Origin of the sequence: Alkalihalobacterium sp. APHAB7 (assembly GCF_048323755.1) — a bacterium.
In the GTDB taxonomy this organism is placed as follows: domain Bacteria; phylum Bacillota; class Bacilli; order Bacillales; family Bacillaceae_F; genus Alkalihalobacterium.
Window position 1 is genome coordinate 39,278 of the sequence record NZ_JBLWFS010000010.1, and the last position, 21,757, is coordinate 61,034.

25 protein-coding genes are annotated in these 21,757 nt (G+C 36.9%); 14 read left to right on the forward strand and 11 right to left on the reverse strand.

Annotation, left to right across the window (positions count from 1 at the left end; genetic code table 11):
* Positions 1–26: 26 nt before the first annotated feature.
* Together ACNSTQ_RS11870 and ACNSTQ_RS11875 are read right to left on the reverse strand one after the other, a co-directional pair.
* Positions 27–686 carry a YpjP family protein gene (locus tag ACNSTQ_RS11870; RefSeq protein WP_418200030.1) on the reverse strand — a complete coding sequence of 220 codons (660 nt, stop codon included), beginning with the start codon at positions 684–686 and terminating at the stop codon, positions 27–29.
* Between the two features lie 329 nt (positions 687–1,015).
* Entirely contained in the window at positions 1,016–2,038 is a 1,023-nt protein-coding gene (locus ACNSTQ_RS11875; RefSeq protein WP_418200031.1) for a hypothetical protein, read from the reverse strand.
* Positions 2,039–2,518: 480 nt separating this feature from the next.
* Here ACNSTQ_RS11875 and ACNSTQ_RS11880 point away from each other — a divergent pair, with 480 nt between their 5' ends.
* The 5 genes from ACNSTQ_RS11880 (at position 2,519) to ACNSTQ_RS11900 (ending at position 6,520) form a co-directional block, all read left to right on the forward strand.
* Positions 2,519–3,373: a hypothetical protein gene (locus tag ACNSTQ_RS11880; RefSeq protein ID WP_418200032.1), complete on the forward strand. Its 855-nt coding sequence runs from the start codon at positions 2,519–2,521 to the stop codon at positions 3,371–3,373.
* A 209-nt stretch (positions 3,374–3,582) separates the two neighbouring features.
* Entirely contained in the window at positions 3,583–4,005 is a 423-nt protein-coding gene (gene fosM / locus ACNSTQ_RS11885) for a FosM family fosfomycin resistance protein (RefSeq protein ID WP_418200033.1), read from the forward strand.
* Between the two features lie 122 nt (positions 4,006–4,127).
* Positions 4,128–4,316, forward strand: a complete 189-nt coding sequence (locus ACNSTQ_RS11890; RefSeq protein ID WP_418200034.1) for a DUF4083 family protein — start codon at positions 4,128–4,130, stop codon at positions 4,314–4,316.
* A gap of 95 nt (positions 4,317–4,411) precedes the next feature.
* Positions 4,412–4,846, forward strand: a complete 435-nt coding sequence (locus tag ACNSTQ_RS11895; protein WP_418200035.1) for a hypothetical protein — start codon at positions 4,412–4,414, stop codon at positions 4,844–4,846.
* A gap of 102 nt (positions 4,847–4,948) precedes the next feature.
* Entirely contained in the window at positions 4,949–6,520 is a 1,572-nt protein-coding gene (locus ACNSTQ_RS11900; RefSeq protein ID WP_418200036.1) for a M3 family metallopeptidase, read from the forward strand.
* A gap of 245 nt (positions 6,521–6,765) precedes the next feature.
* Here the strand turns inward: ACNSTQ_RS11900 and ACNSTQ_RS11905 are convergent, their stop codons facing one another.
* A complete protein-coding gene (locus ACNSTQ_RS11905; protein ID WP_418200037.1) occupies positions 6,766–7,119 on the reverse strand; it encodes a DnaJ family domain-containing protein in 354 nt (117 codons plus the stop codon).
* Positions 7,120–7,282: 163 nt separating this feature from the next.
* Between ACNSTQ_RS11905 and ACNSTQ_RS11910 the strand changes: the two genes are divergently transcribed.
* On the forward strand, positions 7,283–7,744 hold the full coding sequence (locus tag ACNSTQ_RS11910; protein ID WP_418200038.1) for a hypothetical protein: 462 nt from the start codon (positions 7,283–7,285) through the stop codon (positions 7,742–7,744).
* A 224-nt stretch (positions 7,745–7,968) separates the two neighbouring features.
* On the opposite strand, the gene ACNSTQ_RS11915 is transcribed toward ACNSTQ_RS11910, so the two are convergent.
* Both ACNSTQ_RS11915 and ACNSTQ_RS11920 read right to left on the reverse strand, forming a co-directional pair.
* Complete coding sequence (locus tag ACNSTQ_RS11915; protein ID WP_418200039.1) at positions 7,969–8,220, reverse strand: YjcZ family sporulation protein; 252 nt, start codon at positions 8,218–8,220, stop codon at positions 7,969–7,971.
* Between the two features lie 124 nt (positions 8,221–8,344).
* Entirely contained in the window at positions 8,345–9,193 is an 849-nt protein-coding gene (locus ACNSTQ_RS11920) for a protein-glutamine gamma-glutamyltransferase (RefSeq protein ID WP_418200040.1), read from the reverse strand.
* 295 nt (positions 9,194–9,488) lie between these two features.
* On the opposite strand from ACNSTQ_RS11920, the gene ACNSTQ_RS11925 reads away from it, so the two are divergent.
* The 4 genes from ACNSTQ_RS11925 to ACNSTQ_RS11940 all read left to right on the forward strand — a co-directional run bounded on the left by ACNSTQ_RS11925 (position 9,489) and on the right by ACNSTQ_RS11940 (position 12,586).
* Positions 9,489–9,938, forward strand: coding sequence for a hypothetical protein (locus tag ACNSTQ_RS11925; RefSeq protein ID WP_418200041.1), 450 nt, complete (start codon positions 9,489–9,491; stop codon positions 9,936–9,938).
* A 31-nt stretch (positions 9,939–9,969) separates the two neighbouring features.
* Positions 9,970–10,380, forward strand: a complete 411-nt coding sequence (locus ACNSTQ_RS11930) for a hypothetical protein (protein WP_418200042.1) — start codon at positions 9,970–9,972, stop codon at positions 10,378–10,380.
* Positions 10,381–10,701: 321 nt separating this feature from the next.
* The gene (locus ACNSTQ_RS11935) at positions 10,702–12,048 is read left to right on the forward strand and encodes a diguanylate cyclase domain-containing protein (RefSeq protein ID WP_418200043.1); all 1,347 of its coding nucleotides are present in this window, start codon (positions 10,702–10,704) and stop codon (positions 12,046–12,048) included.
* Positions 12,049–12,070: 22 nt separating this feature from the next.
* Positions 12,071–12,586, forward strand: a complete 516-nt coding sequence (locus ACNSTQ_RS11940; RefSeq protein WP_418200044.1) for a hypothetical protein — start codon at positions 12,071–12,073, stop codon at positions 12,584–12,586.
* A 269-nt stretch (positions 12,587–12,855) separates the two neighbouring features.
* Here the strand turns inward: ACNSTQ_RS11940 and ACNSTQ_RS11945 are convergent, their stop codons facing one another.
* The 5 genes from ACNSTQ_RS11945 to ACNSTQ_RS11965 form a co-directional block, all read right to left on the reverse strand.
* Positions 12,856–13,461 carry a hypothetical protein gene (locus ACNSTQ_RS11945; protein ID WP_418200045.1) on the reverse strand — a complete coding sequence of 202 codons (606 nt, stop codon included), beginning with the start codon at positions 13,459–13,461 and terminating at the stop codon, positions 12,856–12,858.
* A 50-nt stretch (positions 13,462–13,511) separates the two neighbouring features.
* Positions 13,512–14,003 carry a hypothetical protein gene (locus ACNSTQ_RS11950; protein WP_418200046.1) on the reverse strand — a complete coding sequence of 164 codons (492 nt, stop codon included), beginning with the start codon at positions 14,001–14,003 and terminating at the stop codon, positions 13,512–13,514.
* Positions 14,004–14,081: 78 nt separating this feature from the next.
* Positions 14,082–15,557, reverse strand: coding sequence for an ATP-binding protein (locus ACNSTQ_RS11955; protein WP_418200047.1), 1,476 nt, complete (start codon positions 15,555–15,557; stop codon positions 14,082–14,084).
* A complete protein-coding gene (locus ACNSTQ_RS11960) occupies positions 15,557–16,252 on the reverse strand; it encodes a response regulator transcription factor (protein WP_418200048.1) in 696 nt (231 codons plus the stop codon). The genes ACNSTQ_RS11955 and ACNSTQ_RS11960 overlap by 1 nt, the downstream gene beginning before the upstream one ends.
* A 205-nt stretch (positions 16,253–16,457) precedes the next feature.
* Complete coding sequence (locus tag ACNSTQ_RS11965) at positions 16,458–17,021, reverse strand: DUF7010 family protein (RefSeq protein ID WP_418200049.1); 564 nt, start codon at positions 17,019–17,021, stop codon at positions 16,458–16,460.
* 323 nt (positions 17,022–17,344) lie between these two features.
* Here ACNSTQ_RS11965 and ACNSTQ_RS11970 point away from each other — a divergent pair, with 323 nt between their 5' ends.
* The 4 genes from ACNSTQ_RS11970 (at position 17,345) to ACNSTQ_RS11985 (ending at position 21,131) form a co-directional block, all read left to right on the forward strand.
* Entirely contained in the window at positions 17,345–17,668 is a 324-nt protein-coding gene (locus ACNSTQ_RS11970) for a hypothetical protein (RefSeq protein WP_418200050.1), read from the forward strand.
* Positions 17,669–18,165: 497 nt separating this feature from the next.
* Positions 18,166–19,557 carry a protoporphyrinogen oxidase gene (locus tag ACNSTQ_RS11975; RefSeq protein ID WP_418200141.1) on the forward strand — a complete coding sequence of 464 codons (1,392 nt, stop codon included), beginning with the start codon at positions 18,166–18,168 and terminating at the stop codon, positions 19,555–19,557.
* Positions 19,558–19,862: 305 nt separating this feature from the next.
* Positions 19,863–20,132 (forward strand): hypothetical protein, encoded by a 270-nt coding sequence (locus tag ACNSTQ_RS11980; protein ID WP_418200051.1) that lies wholly within the window; start codon positions 19,863–19,865, stop codon positions 20,130–20,132.
* 24 nt (positions 20,133–20,156) lie between these two features.
* Positions 20,157–21,131: an alpha/beta hydrolase gene (locus ACNSTQ_RS11985; protein ID WP_418200052.1), complete on the forward strand. Its 975-nt coding sequence runs from the start codon at positions 20,157–20,159 to the stop codon at positions 21,129–21,131.
* A gap of 55 nt (positions 21,132–21,186) precedes the next feature.
* Here the strand turns inward: ACNSTQ_RS11985 and ACNSTQ_RS11990 are convergent, their stop codons facing one another.
* Positions 21,187–21,633, reverse strand: coding sequence for a DUF2512 family protein (locus ACNSTQ_RS11990; protein WP_418200053.1), 447 nt, complete (start codon positions 21,631–21,633; stop codon positions 21,187–21,189).
* Between the last annotated feature and the right edge of the window lie 124 nt (positions 21,634–21,757).

Below are 21,757 nucleotides of genomic sequence, written 5' to 3' on the forward strand. Positions count from 1 at the left end.
AAGTGCTTCCTCGTTTTAAACTATCGTTAAGACATCCAATTTGGCGGGGTGTTTTTATCCCAATAGATGGTACCAAGTTCATGATGGGTTTCAAAGTTGTCATTGGCTGTGTGATAGTGAAAGTTGAACCAATATCCTTGTTGTGGCGGGTGATCTCGACGGACATGGAAACGATATAAATCTTCCCCATTCCTCATATCATAGACATGAAATATTTTTTCACCTAGACCATCCGAAGGGTCATTCGTAATATATAAATTTCGTAGCAGTTCCTCATCAGCTTCCTGGCTAATGTCGGCAAGCGTTTCTTCTAACTTAGGGAGAATAAGCTCGCGGTATTCATCTTCAATCTTTGATTTAATTCTTGTTCCAAATTTATTAATCGTTTGTGAATCTGCATGGTAAACTGTGTAGTCTATCCATTTCTCAACGAGTTCCTCACTGTCTGTTCCTGCGGCAACTTCATGCCATGGGAGCATCATTATGTCTGTGTCTGAGCTTATATGATCTTCTAGGTCAGATAGTATATGTACTTCGTCTGAAGTTTTTTCCTTTTGACTAACTTCTGCATCGGAAGGTGATTTTGCTTCAGATTCATTCGAATGTAGGTAGGGAGGTGGAGTAATTGTTCCTAATGTTAAGACCGTAATCGCAATAAATAGTGACTTCCTTAACCAGTGTGGCATCTCTTTTCCTCCAGTTAATAATTTACTAGTTTATGTGTATCTTTTAATTTATGTAACTCTATTTTCTCACGATTGAAGCTAGATTACTAGGAACACATCGAATTTTTAATCAAATTGTAATGAATGAATAATGTATCTTTCTTGCAGCCTAAGTGTTGGGGTAAAAAGAGACAAAAAAGGTGACTGAGATTAAGAAGTTAGGCACCTTCATCGTAACAATGCCTGCTAATTACACAGACAATGATATAACAAAAAGGAGCTAGATCTTAGTCCCGTCACCTTGTAAAAGAGAATATAGTGTTGTAGTTTATAGCATATGAAACATGAATTTAAGTGGAAGGAGTAACTCCTTTATTATTAGGTGTAGACGTATCGCCCTTTTGCCGTTCGCCTTTCCTTTTATTAAATAATTCTTTGAACTTCGACGAAACGTTTAATAGTTTTTGCTGTAGATCAACGCTCGGTTCCATGCCTTTAATATTTAGCTGGAAGGTGCGAACCATCGCAATCATCGCAATAGGGTCAACGATCGCGCGTTTAATCATCGATGTAATAATAAAAGCACCGATGATGGCAAAATACCCAAGAATTGCTGCACCTTCAGCGCTACTCGTCATTGCAGAGGCGAGAGCCATCAATGGAAAGACACTAATAAAAAAGACACTGAGATTTAGTATAAAGACAAATGCTACGATTCCAGCTGCTGTAAGTACAATGTTTTTCCAACTTTGTGCATATAATACAACGCCATCACATGCAGATTTCCACACACTATCGTTTTCCTCTTCGCCGTTTTCGGTCATCTCGCTATTTTTAAGCATGATATAACTAAGAATGGCTTCGTCGATATAACGTAGACTTACTTCCATTACTTTACTTAAGATCGCAATGACCTTCTTAGCCCCAGGAATAAAATTAAAAAAGTTACCTATCCTCAACAACCATCTTTGAATTTGACGAACGGCAGCATATACAATTTTATCTACGACAAAAGCAACATTAGCAGAGCCAAAGTTCTTAACGACTTGATCTTTTCCGTAGGTAATCTGATTTTTTCCTTCTGGCACTTCACCTTTTCTAAGCAATTCAGTAACAACTGAAATATGGCCAACTTTAACCATATACAAAAAATATCTCTCAACAAACCGCAATACCCCAAATACGGTAAAAAATGTAACAATCATCATGATGATGAAAAAACCTGCTGCGAAATCAAACCATCTAAAAAGTAAGTTCCCTAACCCAATCATAAGTCCTAAGAAAATCAAAGAAACTAGCCCAAACAATGCATAAACGATAAGCCTAGAAATAAAGAAAGGCATCGTACGCATGATGAGTTGTGTAATTGACATTTTGCCTTACCACCTCTTTCAAAAATTTACGCAAATAATGGGCGTAACAACGACAGTGATCCTTCACCTCTCTTTCGTATAGAGTAGAAACATTGAGAAACGTGTAAAATATTGAGTATTTTGTGGTAAAAATCAAAATGGGATTTTTGAGGGGGAATTTAGTGAAATATGGAGAATTTTATAAAATCATACAATTAAAATGGTATTGTTTTCCTAAGTTTATGTAAAGTGACTTTATTCCTTAATTGGTAAAATATTACATAGATTGTCCTAAGAAATGAAAGGGCTAAAGTCATACTGAAATAGGGCCGTTAGCGATAGAAGACTTTTTGAAAAAAGTTGTTTCTTTATCTAAAAGTAAGAACAATTATTTTCCAATTGTTCCCTTACACATGTTACTATTAAAACCAAGTGATACTTATTAAATAGTAGGTACATTTTGTCATTCTAAGCTAGTGATAAAATAGGGGAGAGTCTTAAATGAAAAGAACAGTAAACGTAATTGTAGTGGTGGTTATCGCAAGTCTACTATTCAATTTATATAGTATTGTTAAAATGAACCAACTAGGGAAAGAGTTAGAGTATCTGAGAGAAAGTTATTCGAGAACCGAATGGCAAATGGTGAACGAAGTCTCTGGCATACAACAGCAACTCTACGAATGGAGAGAAAGCGATAAATGGATTGCAGATATTCATTTCTTACCAGATATTGAAGCGACTAGCCATCGTGCGATTTATTTGGATGTTCAATGGACATTTAAAGAATTAGAAAGTGATGCGGATGTGGTTTTCTCCTATAAAAAAGACGAAGAGGCCGAGTGGCGTGAAGTCGTGGCAAGTCTGATGTCAGGTACAACCTATGAGGCGGCTATTCAAATTGATCCTAAATTCAGTTATGTATATAAGATAGATTCCGTTGGTTCTTTAAACAGAGGAACGGGCACCGAATACCTCCCAGTGGATCTTTTTCAATCACGGGGATTAACGATCAGTTATTCAACTTTTATGAGTGGGAAGACTACTCATTTTGAAGCGATTATTGAACAGCGGGATGTATGGTTTGATTTTTATAAGGTCGAAGAAGCAAAAGCTTACGTACACCTAAATGATGGGTCGCAAAAAGTAGTTGATTTTACTTATGGAATTTTTGATGACGGAATTTATGATGATGAAATGCAGCATGAACTTGACGGTGAAGAAGTTTGGGCAGTTCAGGTGGAGATGGAAGATATGATGTTTGTTGAAGTAGAAGTCACATATGCAGACGGTCGTACGGAAAAAGAGACATTCGATCTATTGGAAGGTAATGTTGAAGAAATACGGGAACATATGTAGGTTTGGTAAAGGTAAAGGTCGATTTGGGAGAGTGTTAGAGTGGTAAGGGTATCATATATAAGTTTATTTTTATTATTAATGGATTAGTGAAGTGTCTCAGTTGATAGATCGAACGGTTCAGTAAGGGGTTTTGGAAAGTTATTAAGTCTTCGGATGAACAAATTCATACGAAGCTAGTGTGATACCAATATAAGAGTTGAGGTGAGACCGTGTCTATAAAAGGTCTAAATCATTTTTTATTTTCGGTTTCTGATTTAGAGCAGGCCATTATTTTTTACAAAGACGTTTTTGATGCGAGATTGCTAGTAAAGGGGAGAACGACAGCTTATTTTGACCTAAATGGGATGTGGCTAGCCTTGAATGAAGAAAAGGAAATTCCGCGTCAGGAAATCAATCAATCTTACACGCATATCGCATTTTCAATAGAAGAAGCCGATTACGAGCCAATGTACGAGAAGCTAGAAAGGCTAGGTGTAAATATCCTTTCGGGACGGCCAAGAGATGAAAGAGATCGAAAATCAATCTATTTTACAGATCCTGATGGTCACAAATTCGAATTCCATACAGGCACACTGCAAGACCGAATCGATTACTATAAACAAGAAAAAGAGCATATGGAGTTTTATGATTAGTACGGTTCTCAGTAATTGTAAGTGAGAAGCTAGAAGAATACAGGAGTCAGAGTTAGAGGCTCGTAGAAAAAACGGATCTCCAACATAATGCAAATAAACAAAAAGACACGAGGTGATACGAGATGTTTGGTGAAATTGAATTTAATGTATTTGATGCCATTTTCCAATTACTTAGTTTAGCAGTATTAATAGGTTTTATTATGCTGATTGTGTTTTTCATAAGGACTACCATCGAGAACAAAAAGCGCATGATACGTATTGAGGAAAAAATAGATGATATTTTACAAAAGCTGGAGAAGAAGCAAAGTTAACTATAAACTTTCTATTATATAATCCAAAAAAATTTTGTAATAGATTATAGCAATTTTCTGTATAAAAGAGAATACGATAGAAGGGAGGCCTGCGCATGGTGTTTACGGCTAAAACATCAAAGTTGCCACTTCTTTTACTTTTAGTTATAAGTATTTTTAATTTAATTAGATTTAGTTCAAGCTATTCTGAATGGCAACTAGTAGTGGGGATATTATTTTTAGTGCTTCTCTTCCTAACATTATTCTTAAACTATACATTCATTATTCATCCAACCGCATTCGTATTTTTTGTTAGATTGCATAAACTCCCAGTATTGACTATAAATACCAATTCCGATTATGTAGAAAAGATTAAATTTAGACGCTATGGTTGGGAAGTAAAAGGGGCTGTTATTGAAGTAAGAAAAAAACTAAATATGAGGATTATTAATTTCCATCCCTACGAAGTCTATGATGAACTATACCGGTTTGCCACACAACACAACATACCGGTTACCAAAACGAAAGATTATCAAATTTTAGAAAAATAAAGAGGTAAACTATTAGCATTTCAGTGGTTTTTTAGTATAGTATTATATTAAAAGTAACTCCCAATAAAGCTAGTCATTTTATTTATAAATGGAGGAAGATGCATGACGGTACAACAGTTTCTAAAGGATCAAAATTTGATGGTTGACAAGCTTTATCGTAATATTACAGATGCTAGTTGGATGGCACAAACCACGGGTGAAAAAGAGTGGGCGGATAAAGTAGGTGAAGCGCAAACTGAGTTTCGTACTTATTTTTCCAACAGTGAACTGTTTAACGCGGTTCAAAACTATTTAAGAGAATCGGAATTAACGGCGATCGAAACACGTCAACTAGAAGCTCTGCAAAGTCAGTTTAAAGAAAATCAACTTCCTAAAGAAAGCTTACAAGAGCTGTCGCAACTTTCAGCTGAGCTGAACCACATGTTTAATACATACGAACCAGAAGTTAATGGGAAGAAGTTATCGGCCAATGACGTTCGTAATATTTTGTTAAACAGTGAGGACTTGCAAGAACGTGAAGACGCATGGAAAGCATCTAAAGAAGTCGGTCAAGTCGTCGAGGAAAAACTATTAACATTAGTCATGAAACGAAATGAAGCCGCCAAAGCGGTAGGATATAATAACTACCATGAAATGTCATTTGAAAATCAGGAATTGGATCGAGAAGAGATTTTTGCTATCTTCCAAAAGTTAGTTGACTTATCAAATGACACGTACCGTCAATTAAAGAGTGATTTGGATGAGCAATTAGCTGCTAAGTTCGGAATGGACGTTTCTGACCTTCGTCCGTGGCACTATGTTGATCCATTTTTCCAAGAAGCGCCGGCTTCAGAAGAAACGAATTTAGATCCGTATTTTAAAAATGAAGATCTTGAGAAATTAACGGCTGATACATTTGCAGCCATGAATATTCCTATTGAAGACTTATATGCTAAAAGTGATCTGAACCCTCGTCCAGGTAAAAATCCAACAGCTTTCTGTATGGATATGGACAGAGAAGGTGACACACGCGTCCTATGTAACAATCAACCGAACTCTTACTGGATGGGTACGATGTTACACGAGTTTGGACATGCGGCATACTTCAAATATTTAGATACAAAATTACCGTACGTTTTGAGAGCACCCGCTCATACGTTAACAACAGAGGCGATCGCGATGTTATTTGGAAAAATGACTGAAAATCGCGAGTGGTTAGCGACTTTCTTGAAGCTAGACAATAAGCAACTCGACACACTGGCACCGGCTCTTGAAAAATACGAGCAACTAAAAATGTTAATTTCTGCTCGTTGGATTATTACGTTTGTCTTCTTTGAAAAAGAGCTTTATGAAAATCCAGATCAAGATTTAAATGCACTTTGGTGGAAGCTGGTAAGTGACATTCAGTTAATAAATGCACCAGAAGATCGAAACCTGCCAGACTGGGCAGCGAAAATTCACTTTACGTTAGCGCCTGTTTACTACCAAAATTACTTATTAGGAGAACTGACTTCTGCTCAGCTCCATCAATATATTAAGACGGATTTGTCTGAGCAATTTTTCACACCAACCGTTGGGAACTTCCTAAGAGAAGAGTTTTTCAAACCAGGCTCAAAATACCATTGGAACGAAAAAATCGAAAAAGTAACAGGTCAACCGCTCAACCCGCAATACTTTGTGGATGCGTATTGCTAACTAAACGAAAATGAATAGTGAAAAACAAAATCCAGGGGCGAAAGCTTTCACCCTGGATTTTGTTATTTCGGTATAAAAGTGGTGAAAGCAGTTATATTACGTGCTCCTGTTGCTTCGGATTAGGTATTGTCATATTTTGGACAATAAAATAAGAAATCGGACAATAAATCAATAAATCGGACAATAAAATGTGAAATCAGACAATATAACTATGAAACAACTATTTTTTCAAATAGATTCCGCTGCTACTCCCAACGTTTCAGTTGAGTTTCAGCTAATTCCTGTGTGATTAGCATTTTTTGCATGGGGGCAGGGCATATTTTATTGTATTTTTTCACTAGAATGTTGATGGCGTCAATTTCTTGATCAATTTCATTTTGTCTGTCGACGTTTTGCAAGTTAGGAATGAGCGTAATTAAGCGAGACCGAACTTCTTGTTGTAACGATACCCATTCTGGTAAATATCCTGCGTTTTTCACGGTACGATCGAGTACATTTCCTTCGAGTGTTTCCCTAGAAAGCGGTTTTCCCATTCCTTTTAATCGTTCACCGCTCTTTTCATTGTCTTTCAAAATATCTCCAAACCAATCACTATTCATATGAAGGCTCCTATCTTTTAGAAAAGTAAAAAAGTTCTCATATATTTATGGTATTATATAGAAACTGGTAAATCTAGTTAATTTTATAATCTAATAAAAATTAAAGTAGATACAAGAAGTTTAAATAAAACAATGACTGAAAAAGTGAGGGAGGAGAATTAAGATGAATTGGCGAAAAGCTGTAGCTTCTATAGCTGGATGTCTCATGGTAGCTGGGGGAATAGCTGCATTAATAAAAACGAACAAAAAGGAAATGTCTGCAGACGCTACATTACAACTTTTAGAATCGAAGATGAAGGAACAAAGTTTTGACCCTCATTTAATAGTGGAATTAATTTCCACTTTTAATAAGCGAATAGATACATATGGTGAAAAAGCATTTTCCAAGTGGTTGAGTAAGTTGCACTATTCTGTTCCAGAAGAATTTCAGGAGGAACAGGTTGCGATCACAACTTATGAAAAATACGAAACTTGGATGGATGAAGAAGTAGAAAAACTGGAAAACGAAACGAAATTACCATGGCAAACTCAAACAGAAGATCTCAAAATCTTAGATGAAAGAGCGAGAAAAGCCCAGCTTGTTCTAAGGCATAGAATGACAGAATTGGCTTATGAATTGATTTGAATAAGTTGCCTTAGTAGAGAACGGTTTAAATGATTATCGCGTGGGAGAACAATCCGTTCAATCCTTGCCTTTTTAATTATTGTAGAAAGTTTCGTTGTGGTATTGAAATAAGAAATCATATGAAAAGTGAATTGTTGAATGATGTGATCAACTAGAGGGGGCATCATGAAAACAAGGACATATTCAAAGAATATGTCCTTGTTTAGTAAGCAGAAGTTTTTAGATTAGTATTTTGTGAAGCTGGCACCGACAATAATTAATAAGATAAACAACACAACAATCAATACAAAGTTATCGACTCCGCGTGCTGGAGTAGGGCAACCATAACCATAAGAAGGAGCCATATAAGGGTGGTGAGCCATAGGAGCAGTCATAGTAGGTGGTACATTATCCATCATCATAGGTGATACATTATCCATCATCATAGGTGATACGTTTGCGCCCATAAAAGGTGCTGCATTTACGTTTGCGTACATGTTTATACATCCTTTCGTGTTTGTGTATTTACACTACATTATACTCACCTAATTGAAAGTGGAGCCCGTCTCCCTTAAAAATGGGTTAGTGTCTTGGGTGCCGCCTAGGCTTAAATAGATTTTTCTAACTTTGTATCTCGGTATTACAGTAGTGTAAATGCTGTACTAATGAGATACGATTTTTATTATGGTGGACTAAGCGCGGTGTCTTTTTATGAACGGTTCGCTCCCTATGGAGAGCTATAGAGAGGTTAGATAATCTGTCAAAGGAAGGTCTTGTAACTATACTTCCTAAATAAGCGGGCTGAATACTTCCTGGATTACGCTGTGTATTCAGGAAATCGATTATTTCTCGGCCGCTCATAATTCCAAAACCGTGCCCAAAGTAATGACCATCTTCTAATATAACCGCATTTAATCCTCTAAACCAAGGTGTTTGGATATGAAAGTCCGGATTATTAAAATAAATCACATCACCAGGTAAAAAATGACTTCCGTGAAAGGTATTAAGTCCAAGGTCCGGATCAGTATGCCAACTATATAAATAGAGATTTCGAAAAAAAGTATTAAAAGCAGTCCTGCCAATACTTTTTAAAATGGCATGATAATAGATGATGACGACAGCTGTTGCACATTCAAACGCATACAGTGAACTATTTCGATAAATGTCTAGAATAGCATCTGCTGGAAACACGTCAGGTCTAAGTAAAAAACCGCCTGCCCCCGTCAAATTCCAGTATGTAGGGTTACAACGGGCATACCTGAAAGTGGTAAACTCCACTTGGCTTTCATTCATAGCCTTAGCACTTTCTATAATATGTTTTCGAGCACTAATTTCAAACTGTAGTTCACGAACGGAAGGATATGAATAGACAACTGGAGCGTTCATCATTTGCTGAATAATCACTCTTTCTATCGTACCAAGCTGCAACAAGCTACTCGGTTGAAAAGGCACCCCTGCTACTTGTAACATTTACGTCGCCTCCTGATTTTTTTCCATTGTTACTATCGTATTCGTGTTTGGGCATAAAGATGTTCTAATTGGAAAAAGAGTGAAGGAACTAGAAGACAGTCAACCAAAGTCCGGTGCAGGGTACAAGGAGTAATGAAAAGTCACAAGGAAGAAATACATACTGGCTATAATTTTAAAATATAGAACTACTCACTTTGATCAACTAAAAACAGAGTGAGTATTTTTTGGAACTTTTTTGCCAGTCAAACGTACTACATACTAAGAAAAAAATAAGGAAGAGATGGATGACCATACAATGACACAATACATATATATTGCATCACCGATGAGATTAAAGGCAGGTTCTTTTGGCTCCAAGCCTGTTTCCGTGGAAAGACCTCATATTTTTCATAATGAATGGGATTTTACACATTTGTTTTTTGAAAATAATTATGACGCAAACACAAAAAAGCGATTTTCATATAGTACCCATTTTTCGTTTAAACACCAAGTTGCGTGTGACCACAATCATATGCCGCTAAAAACACAAATTACGAGGCGGTCTGTCGAAACGAAGTGTTTAACTATTCTTTATGACTATATGGAAGAAGCACTTGAAGCTAGTGGAATACTAGAATATTTTACTAGTTTAAATGGACACGAAGACCGACCATTATATAAAAAAAGAACCATTCGATGGGCTAATATTCAAACCCCATATGACCTTGTTTTAGAGGACCGGGAATTTTGGGAGGTAACCTACTAATTTTAATGGTGACTAGCGGGAGGGGATTACAATGACAGATCTTATAACTGGTCGTGAAGATCTTGTTTTACTGATATATTGTTTTATTTTACTTTGGGTGAATGTTAGTTACTTGAGGGAACATAAAAAGATTAAAGAAAGTTTGGCAGAAATATCATCTGAGGAAGAGTTGGATATTAACCCACATAGTTTTTCCTTATTGTTGTTTGTGATGGCTTTTTCATTTTTGCGCAGCTGGTTGTTTTATATTTTGGCAATCTTGATTACAGGCAGCCTTTTTGTCATCATCCTATCTGCCGTTCTCTTCATTGCCAATGTCTATCTAATTTTATTCGAAACGAGCTTGGCAAAAGTCAAAAAGTCCAAAGTACGTTTCTACCATGTGATCGGTGATACGGTTTTTATCGCTGGTTTTGTTATTTACTATTTTGCACTAGTATAATACCTTAATAGGATCAAGACCAGAAGGAGCGTTTTGATGTGCAGTAGAGGGAAAAATCAGGAGAATGGTATAACCATTACGAAAACCTACCGGAAAGTGACAAAAATTATATAAACATGTTACTAAATTAAGAAAATTTCACTTTAAAATTTCCAATGTTAGCCTAATATAGTATAATTAAACTAGATAAAAAGTCACGTTTCAACTCAGGTAAGTTCAGTTTCTAATTACACTAAATCATATTATATAGGACGAGATGATACAACCAACTTGTTTGTTGGTCTTTTTTATAGAGAAGAATCGGGATAGGGGAGACATAGGATGAGAAATCCAATTTTAGCAAATTTAAGCAAGGGTGAAGATCTTTTTCAACTTATTGCTGAGTATTCAAGCGATATGATCACTGTACACGACTCAGCTGGAAGGTACCTTTATGTATCTCCCGCCGGAGAAAAAATCCTGCAGTATACTAGTGAAGAATTAGTGGGCCAAGACAGTTATCAGTTTATACATCCAGACGACCATGAACTGTCGAGAAAAAATCATGAAATCCTCCTCAATACCGGATATGTCGTGTCTACTTATCGAATAAGAAGAAAAGACGGAGAATACATTTGGTTTGAATCTTCCATCCAGAGTTTGTACGGGAGATCATTTGGAGAAGAGGACAATTTAGAAGCAGTCAATGAGCCTAAACTAATAGTAATTTCTCGCAACATCACTGAGAGGAAATTAGTAGAAAAAAAGCTTCAGGAGATTGAGGAACTGTTCCAAATCATTACGGAATACTCAAGAGATATGATCACGATACATAATGCTGAAGGTGAATATCTATTTGTCTCTGCTGCAGTTAAAGAGATTTTACAATATGATGATAAAGAGTTAATCGGGAAATGCGGATACGCCTTAATCCACCAAGAAGATCATAAAATTGTGAGACAAAATCACGAGCTGATGATGATAAATGGTACGGGTGTTTCTACGTACCGGATTCAACAGAAGGACGGGACATATATTTGGTTTGAGTCTACCGTTCGATTTCTACCGGGACGTGACCCGGCTGACCCGCAACTGATTGTCATGTCCCGTGACATAACCCAAAGAAAAATTGAAGAACAAAAACTCCAGGCAGTAAACGAAAAGCTGCAACATTTGTCTACTAAAGACGGATTGACAGGAATAGGTAATCGGCGTTATTTTGATGAAAGATTAATTAAAGAGTGGAAGCGAGCGATAAGATATTCCAGCGATATTTCGTTATTGATGATTGATATTGATTATTTTAAGCCATATAACGACACATACGGTCATCAAAAGGGGGATGAATGTTTAAAGCAAGTAGCTTCAGCAGTACAAAAAACGTTGAAGCGTCCCATCGATGTCGTCTGTCGTTATGGTGGCGAAGAGTTTAGCGTCATCTTACCGGATACAGATGAAAAAGGAGCCAAACATGTAGCCGAAACGATAAGGGGAACTATTGAAAAGTTAAAAATTCCTCATGCAGGTTCATTAATTAATAGTTTTCTAACGATCAGTATTGGCACAGCCAGTGTCATCCCGACAAAGGCTAGTGACCCTGCGACGATCATCAAGGCAGCTGATGAAGCATTGTACCAAGCCAAACAAGGCGGAAGAAATCAAGTTAGATCTTTTAAGAGAAAAAAATAGATCATTCGTATGGAGGTAAGGTATGTCAAAAATCTCTCTAGCAGAAGCGGTAAAGCTAAAAAGTATTTTGTCAAAGCGAATTCATGAATTGGAGGAGGAAATGTACCGAGTCGCCTTTGTTCAAATCGATAACGGAAGTAAAATCCCAGCGCAAGTTCGTACCCTCGCAGATGTCGAGAAAGAACTAGACGACATCCGCAAAGACTTTCGTCTGTTGGATAAATTAATGTATCAAGCGAACTATGAAAATCAGGTGGAATATAATCAGGAAACTTTAACGATTGTTGAAGCGATTGAGTTAGCGACTCAGCTAAGAGCTAAGGCAAGAAAATGTAAAGAATTGGGCGCTTCCCCAAAAGAAGAGCCATTATATCCTTTTGGTGACAATGTCTTGGTCGTAAAAGTTGCAATGTTTGAACCAGAAGATTATCGTCAGAAAGGGTTAGAGCTTGAGCGTCAGGCTAATAAACTTTCAAACCTCATCAATGCCAAAAACTATGCAATCGAATTAGATTTTGATAGTGAAAAGTATTTCTAAACCTTGAAATGGTGAGAGTCCATTTCAAGGCATAGGAGAAGAACTTCATTTCTTTCAATGGGATCTTGTAACGGCGAATGGTCCAACCAATTACCCATCACCGATTACACTTTTACCTGTGACCAATCACTATCCATTGTCATCGATGGTCGACGACCAATAATCGTATATTCTGCTTCTCCTATGAGTCCCCTAATTTTTTAGGGGACTTTAAATTTGCTCATTAATCGTTGTTTGTGAGCGTATAGGTAATGGATAGGAGCTAAGAGTTATTCCGTTTCAATTTTATCTAGTTCATAAACTGAAATATAATCAATTTTAAGGTCACTATAGCCTCTTTCACTATTATCGGAACGTGGAATGTAAAAAGCAGAAGAGTCTTGGTTCCAGTGCGCTAATAATTTTATTACCGCTGGCAGTTCTGCGTTTTGAATGATTTGAATACTTTTTGATAGTTGATTGTTCTCAATGGATGCAATAAAGACATTATCTAAAAATTGATCGCCTTTATGCAGGATCGTATTAAAAAGCAACTTTGTTCCATCAGGGGAGATACTGTAGGATGGAATCCAAGTTCCTTCCGAGCTCGTGCCGCCTGAGACGACTTTCGTTACCGCCTTTTTATTCAGGTCAAAAAAGAAAATACCTGGTTCTTCATCATAGACACCATTAAATACGAGTAAGTCGTCATGAATGAATTCAAAATCAAAGATATTATCGTTGATGTTTTTTAAGGTAATCACTTTTTCAACTTGGTTGTCCGCAGAAAGCTTATATAAGGCAGTGCCTTTATCTTGGATATGAGCGGCTAAGTAGACATCTTTATTATGGATCGTGCCGGCTGGAAATGAGAAGTTCCTAGGACTATCAAACAATTGATTAAAGTCATACAATGTTTTTTCAGTCGTGTCGGTGTTAATTAAGACTAAATTGGAGTCTGTAAATTCATAGTAAAATAGATAATCTCCTTTTGGGTCAGCGAAGCTAACATCCCATAGTTTTCATCTAATTCTGCGACTTTTTTCTTTTTACCCGTTTCAAGCGTTACTACGTATGCGCTGTTATTTTCTACACTTAATGCTTTTTTACCATTTCTAGACAGCTGTTGGGCAGAGATTTGTTCAATTAACGTAGAATTTGTACCATCGATGCTTGTAGAAAAAAGTGAGTTTTCTTTTGTGTAGTAAAGTTTTTCACCTTCAATTTTAAGTAGTTCACCATATGTGATATTTTCTTTCAGTGTGATTTGTTCGGGTTGAGAAACCGCAACCTTCGCATCAGAAATGATACTTTCGAGAATAACATCTTCGCTAACGATAACTGTTGTTCCCTCTCCTTGTACATTTCCTTGCGTGTTACAACCAGCTAGAACGGATACAGCGAGTGTTACTCCTAAAATTCCTTGAACGACTTTCATTTGAAAAACCTCCTCTTATTTTTTACAACTTGATTGTACGAAAGAGTTATTGCCAGAAAGAGTGTATATGTTGCCAAGTTATTGCCAAAGTGGGAGGGAGATCGTTAAAGTAATAACACCGTTCTTTTCTTCAATGGCGATGGTACCCCCATGTTCATGAACGATTTGTTTACAAATATAGAGTCCAAGTCCCGTACTGCCCTTTTCTGCTTTTGTTGACTGACCACCACGGAAAAATGGTTCAAAAGCATTCTCTAGAATGGCTGGGTTAAAGGTTTTACAGTGGTTCGATACTTTGATCATGGCACGATTTGATTGTTCATAGGCAACGATTTGAATGGTAGAGTGATTTTCCCCATATTTAATGGCGTTATCTATTAAGTTCATAATGACTTCTAGTAGCTGGTTTTCAATGCCTATGATAAATAGAGATGGTTCTGTATCATATGTGATGGACATTCCGTATTTTGTGGCGTTCATTTGCAAGTCTTCGCATAACTGCTTGATCAGATGAGAAACATCAACTTTCTCGACGTCGTAGTTCGTTTGTTTGGATAGTTCGATTACATCAACGACCATTTCATGAAGCCGGTCACTTTCTTTTTTTATACGTTCGGCTGCCTTTTTCAAAAAGATCGGATCGTTAAAATCTTCATCCGATAATATTTGCGAATATCCCGATATTGTTGTTAAAGGTGTTTTTAATTCATGGGTGACATTATTAAAAAACTCACGCCTTGTTTTTTCTAGCTTTTCGACTTTTTCCTTTTCCTCAGTAATGACTGCAATTTGTTCTTTAATTTGTTCTTTCATCTCATGAAAGCGGTCATTTAGTTCTTCTATTTCATCACCGGTGTTAATTTGCAGTTCCGTATCGTACTTCCCTCGAGCCACTTCGGAGAATGCTTCAGTTACTTTCGAAAGTGGTTTCGTGATTTTCCGCGATAATATATAAGAAAACAGAAAAATAACAGTAAAGAGCACTAACGTAAAATAGGTGAGACTGGTCAAAACTTTTTGGTTGGAAGCAAATAAAGCAGAGTAATCTTTCGTTAAACGGATAATGCCGTAATGCTCGCCGTTAATATAAAGAGGGTAGGAGAAGTTAACAACCCATTCATTGTCGATTTGATTGATCGTGTAGGCCGATTTATTGTTCAGGGCCAACTGCAGGTCATGGCCACTGCTTTCTTCTAACCGTTTACTCGGTTTCGTATTGACAATCACATATTCTTGTTCATCAATTGCTTCGTAAAGAAAATTTCCCTCTATATCATACAAGGTGACATTACTTCGCAGATTTTCACTTAATTCCTGAACTAACGAATTTCCAGAGTGGGAAAACACATCACCCGTTAAGTTTTTTAAAAGAAGATGCTGCTTAATATATTCTCTCGAGTACTGTTGTGTATTTTCCATCTCGGCTTTAATAATGTTCTCGCTGTTTTTGTTCAGCATATTGCTAATAAATGCATTGAGCAACAGCAGTGAAATAGAAAAAATAAGTAAAAAGCCGAGCAGAAACTTTCTTTGGATCGTCCATTTCCTAACCATCATTGCAATCCTTTCATCTTATACCCAATTCCAAACACCGTTTCAATAATCGACGGGAGAGACTCGCAATCTAGTTTTTTTCGTAGTCTTTGTACATGGACATCGACCGTCCTTAAATCGCCCTCATAGTTCATATCCCAAACATAATCCAGGATCTCTTCCCGTGAAAACACTCGATTTTTATGCTCAGCAAAAAGCAAAAGCAGTTCATATTCCTTCGGTTTAATTTTCACTTCATCATCTCTTTTGAACACCGTACGGGAGGCAGGATCGATTTTTATGTATTCGTTAATTTTCATGAAGGTTTCGATGTTTGCTAGACGTTGCCCCCGGCGCAATGCAACTTTTACACGGGTTAAAAGCTCACGAATGTCAAATGGTTTTGTTATATAATCATCGGCACCTAGCTCTAATCCAAGAATTTTATCAACAATGTCATTTCGAGCGGTCAGCATTATTATCGGAATATGAGGGAAGTCATGTACTGTTTTTTTACATAGATCAAAGCCATTCGTGTCTGGCAGCATCACATCCAACAAAATTAAATTTGGCTGCATCATCTCCATCAAGCTGTACGCTTCTTTGCCGGTAAACGCACATTGTACAAAATAGCCTTCTTTCCGCAGTGAGTACGAAATGATATCTGAGATGGATTCATCGTCTTCAATTACAAGAATTCTCTTAGTTTCTGTCATAAGCGTTACTCCTTTTTAAAGGTCGATCGTCCACACTCTATTGTACTACCAAGTTGTTGCCAAAATATAAACATTTTTAGAAGGATCCTATAATTACAATTTTCTTAAGTGTTAACATATCCGCATGTCATCAACCTATAAATTTAAACAACAAAAATGAGGCATGGAGAACAGCTCTCCATGCCTAACGTATTTTTAGTAACTCTCAAATAGATAGCGTAGTATCTTGCGTGGCCTTTAATCGTTTAACCTCTAATGATAAAAAGCAGGTAATAATGGAATACTCAACCACTAATGCGAACGGAAGAAACACCATCAGTCCATTCGGGATATAAAAAGAGATGAGGGCAATACCAATAATCGCAAAGGAGTGAATGAGATACCATTTTGTTTGATAAATCCAGGAAAAAGGTAAAAAATGAGCGCCTGTTAGAACCGCTAACACATAAGGGATAATTGCTGGATTTTTGGCAATAAAGATAAGAACAACGGGAATAAATAAAATTTGCATTGCCCCTAATAATCCAGCCAGCGAAGACAGAGGATTGTCATGAACAAACAGATCTTTTTTTAGGATTTTTGAAATAAGTATCCCTAACGGAAAGATAATTCCAACTCCATAAATATACACCCAAAACCTAACGTCTTCAGGGATAAAAAAATAGGAAAGCCCCGCAAGAAACCAAAACAAAATTCCCGCATACAGCATAGGTGTTCCTTTCGCAGTAGAAATGGCTAATTCCCTTTGAAGCTGTTGAAGCGACTTCATTCGCATCCCTCATTCCTTGTATAGAATTGTATGACATATGTACAAGAGAATCACACCTTTTTTGTCTATAGATATATGTAGGATGCTATGAGTAAATTTATACCACTATATAAGATTATGTAAAAAATTACATTTTGAAAGGGAGCACTAAAATTGAGAAACTCTAATAAGCAAATAACGTATACCGATTGAGTGGTTGAAAATTGATTGGAAGCTGTATAAGCCAACTTTTTTAAAATTTTTGTTAAGGTGGTTTGGCGACAAGTCATTTTGTCATACAGCATGATATAATAAAGACTAGAAATAATAAGGAGGTGATCACGTTGAGTGATATGAATAAAAAATTAGATGAGATTTTGAGGCATTTAGTAGAGTTCAAAGCATCGACCAATAACAGATTTGACCAAATGGAAGCTAGTACGAATCAAAGGTTTGAGCAAGTAGATAAGAGGTTTGATCAAGTAGATAAGAGGCTTGATCGGATAGACACTACCCTGGGACGAATTGAGAAAGACCAAGCCGAAGATGTAATTGCCTTACTAAAGCAAATGAACCATAAGATGGATGTACGTGACTCAGAAATACAAGCACTAAATAAACGTGTTTTTAAAGTAGAGTCAGAAATTGAACGTCTGTCACATCAATAGTTCGGCGTAACCTTCAATATAATAAAGTTGCGCCGATAAATTGATGTCACGCTGATAAAAAAGTAAACTCCGCCCATAAAATGCAGCAGTTACCGTAAAAAATGCATCTACACCGATCAACCACGTTTCTATGCTTCCGCAAATCAGGGTGACCCCAAGGAGTTACATTTCAACGCCAAATCCCCAGTTGATAACATGATCAACTCAACCAACATATCTTATAGAATGGCCCTTTTTCAAACATCCATTACCAATTGAATTCCCAATTGAAACCCTCATCCGTTCTAAAGCTGAAATCGTTGGATTCCCTAAATTCTTATATTCCATCACAACCTTACCAAATCTCTGCCATAGCTAGAAAAATGACAATTTGATGGACACGAATGATCCCCATGAAAAATATGTTAAAATTATGAAGAACAAAGGATAATAATGCGATAAGTAACAAAGAAATAATCATAATACATAATTGAAACTTGGATCTAGGAGTGAGTACGCTGAAAACAGTTGTAGTTATAGGTGGAGGAATTACTGGTCTAACGACAATGCACTACTTACAAAAACTAAAGAGAGAGCACAATCTCGACCTTCAATTAAAACTCATTGAAAAAAACGAACAGTTGGGCGGAAAAATTAAAACGGTACGCAATGACGAGTTTATTATAGAAGCTGGAGCAGATTCCATGGTTGCGCGGCACGAAAGCGTGATGCCGCTTGTTCAAGATTTACAACTTGAGGACCAACTCGTTTATAACGCGACGGGTATCTCATACATCTACACGAATGACGAATTACATCCGATCCCAGCTGATACCATCTTTGGAATTCCGACAAGCGTGGAATCCCTTTATAACAGTACTTTGGTATCGGAAGAAGGGAAGCAAGCAGCCTTAAAAGATTTACAAACTAAAAATGAAACGTTCACAAAGGAAAGTTCCATCGGCTCTTTTTTAGAATACTTCTTAGGTAAAGAATTAGTTGAGAAACAAATTGCTCCTGTTCTATCAGGTGTTTACTCAGGGAATATTTATGAGCTGACATTAGCTTCAACCCTTCCTTATTTGCTCGATTATAAAAATAAATTTGGAAGTATCATCAAGGGTTTAGAAGAAAATAAAAAACAATTCCAAGGTGCGTCCGATAAAAAATTCATCTCCTTTGATACGGGCCTTTCGGCGATCATTGATAAGCTTGAAGAAGAACTGACCGACTGTACTATTCTGAAAGGTGTTACGACAACCAGTGTACATAAAGAGAATGAAAGCTATCAACTGACATTTTCTAATCATGAACCAATCGAAGCGGACTATGTCATCTTATCGACTCCGCATGATGTCACGCAGCGAATACTAAATCATGATCAATTAGACGATGTTTTTAACGAATTTAAAAATTCTTCGCTTATTAGTATTTACCTAGGGTTTGATATTCTGGACGAGGAATTACCGGCTGACGGAACAGGATTTATCGTTTCAGAAAACGGAAATCTAAAATGCAATGCTTGTACGTGGACGAGTCGCAAATGGGAGCATACGTCAGCTAATCACAATTTATTAGTCCGCCTTTTTTATAAAAGTTCAAGTGAAGTCTATTCTTCCTTAAAACAGATGACGGAAGACGAACTTGTGGAAGCCGCATTAGCAGATATCCATAAAGGGTTAGGCCTTCAAGGAAAACCGAAAACGGTTCAAGTGACGAATTGGGATGATTTAATGCCAAATTATCATTTAAATCACAGCCAAGCGGTTCAGTCACTAACAGAAAACATGTCGGCTCTATATCCTAATGTTATTTTAGCTGGTTGTTCTTATTATGGCGTCGGGATTGGCGCTTGTATCAAAAATGGTGAAGATACAGCAAAAGAAATTGTCAATCGAATCATGCAGTAAGATGTGTAATACAAAAGCTGTTGAGACATTCAACAGCTTTTTATTCGTTAAATTGCATACTAGTTGCTAACTCACAAATTAAATGTCAACCACAAAGATCGTATATTCTTCATGAGTTCTTATCCAAAGGAATACACCAAAGGGAAATCGCCCCGAGTCGCTCACTTTATTTACTTTAAAAATTTCTATTAATATATAGGTAGTTTTTGTAAAATAAAGGTAGAGAATTTTCGGCCTCACTAGTTATATATCAACTAGCAGGAAAAAATTACACGGTTATCTTATGCGAAAGAAGGAAAGGAAATATGACGACAGATGTATGTAAAAGGTTTATGAGCGTAGGTGCTACAATGGGGATCTTTGGAGCTATTCTACTTTTTTTCAGTGTAGATATAGGAACGAAATTGGCTCACTTTTGGCTTGTCCGCCAAGGGAGTGCTGATCCTACTGTCTTCCATCTTGTCAATGAAGGCTATATTCATGTTTTTATCATTGCTGGGAGTATATTGTTTACGATTGGCCTTGTTACAGTTTTACTCACTTCCTTTAGATATATGAGTGGCACATTAAAGTAAGACGTTAAAGGGAGGACAGCTGCTATGGTGCAAACGAAAAAAATCTCGATCAACAGAAATGGAACGAAATTGAAATCAAGAAAAGGTATCATTCTAAAAATCATTTTAGGTTTTCTCGTATTTTCGGTAATTATTACATTCATTATCAACACGGTCATTGCGTACAATATTCTTTCTTCAATGTCAGATGGGAGAGTGGAATTTAACGAGGCAACTTTGGAGGATTTTCATTTGGTTGGCGAACAAATAGAAGTTTTCAGTAGTGACGGTTTGAAGATCAATGCTTACATCGTACCGCATGAAAACTCCAGCGGAACTGTGTTAATCCTTCATGGTATGCATGGAATGGATGCGACATCGTTATTTGGGTATGCTCAATTTTTATTTGAAGCGGGTTATACTCCGGTTGCCGTCGATATGAGAGCACACGGAAAAAGTGAAGGGGAGCGTTTGTCCTTTGGGTATCATGAAGTGAATGACGTCAACGCAGTTGTCAATTACTTAAAAACCGATGATCGTTTTAAAGGTGCTCCAATGATTTTGTACGGATTATCAATGGGGGCAAGTACAGCGATAAACGTGGCAGCAAAAAATGACGACATAGATGCTGTTATTGCGGACAGTCCTTATCTGTCCATGCAACGCCAAGTGGCAGATTATATGAAAAGAGACGGGGCGTCATCTTTTTTTGTAAAACTATTTGAGCCTTCTGTTAACCTGGTCTTTTGGCATTTATTTCGTATCAATCCCGTCGATAACATTCCAGAGAAATCGATAACGCAACTAAATCACATACCCATTTTTATTATCCATGGCGATGCAGATACGCAAACAGCTGTGTACCATGCGAGTACGTTGTATGAACGATCTAGTAGTGACATGACGGAACTATGGATTGTAGAAGGGAAAGATCACCTAATTATTGAAGATGTATTAGATGATGAGAGTCTGTTTTATCGAGAACGAATTATTGGTTTTTTAAATGGTATTGGTAAGTAAAAACGCTAAGAGCTGGAGAATGTATTTTCTCCAGCTTTTTATTACACGCATAAGATTATTTGTCCTCTTCGTTTTCTTTTAGTGAGTGGATATCTTCTTCTTCAGCGATTTCCGTTTGTAAATTAGGGCGGGTTGGAATTACCGCTGTATCTTCGAGTTCCCCAATAAAGACGTACATTCCTAAATATTTATGGAAAAACCATTCGCCGGCTCCAATGCCAATCGCTGAAATAATTGATGATCCTAGAAGGGGAACTGGAGAAAACGTCCAAGTGACTAAAAAGATAATGATAAAGGCAACCGCTGTATCGATTAGACAGGTGAGAATGTTATTAATCCGTGGCAATGCACGCAAGTCAATTACATAATAGGAAAACAGAGTATAGGTAATTGAAATAATCATCACGTAGCCGATGGGAACACTTACACCTAATGTTAAGACGAAAAATAATAATAGCGAGGCAACTAAAAATTTAATCAGTAAGGGACGAGCGTGCTTCATCGAAAAAAATCCTTTCTATTTGATGATTTTGTTTCTTGTACTATGCCCTTGAATACAGAGTGCTATTCAATTCAGTTTTTAGTTGATCATATATATATTATGTAAACTAATTAGATGCAGTAAA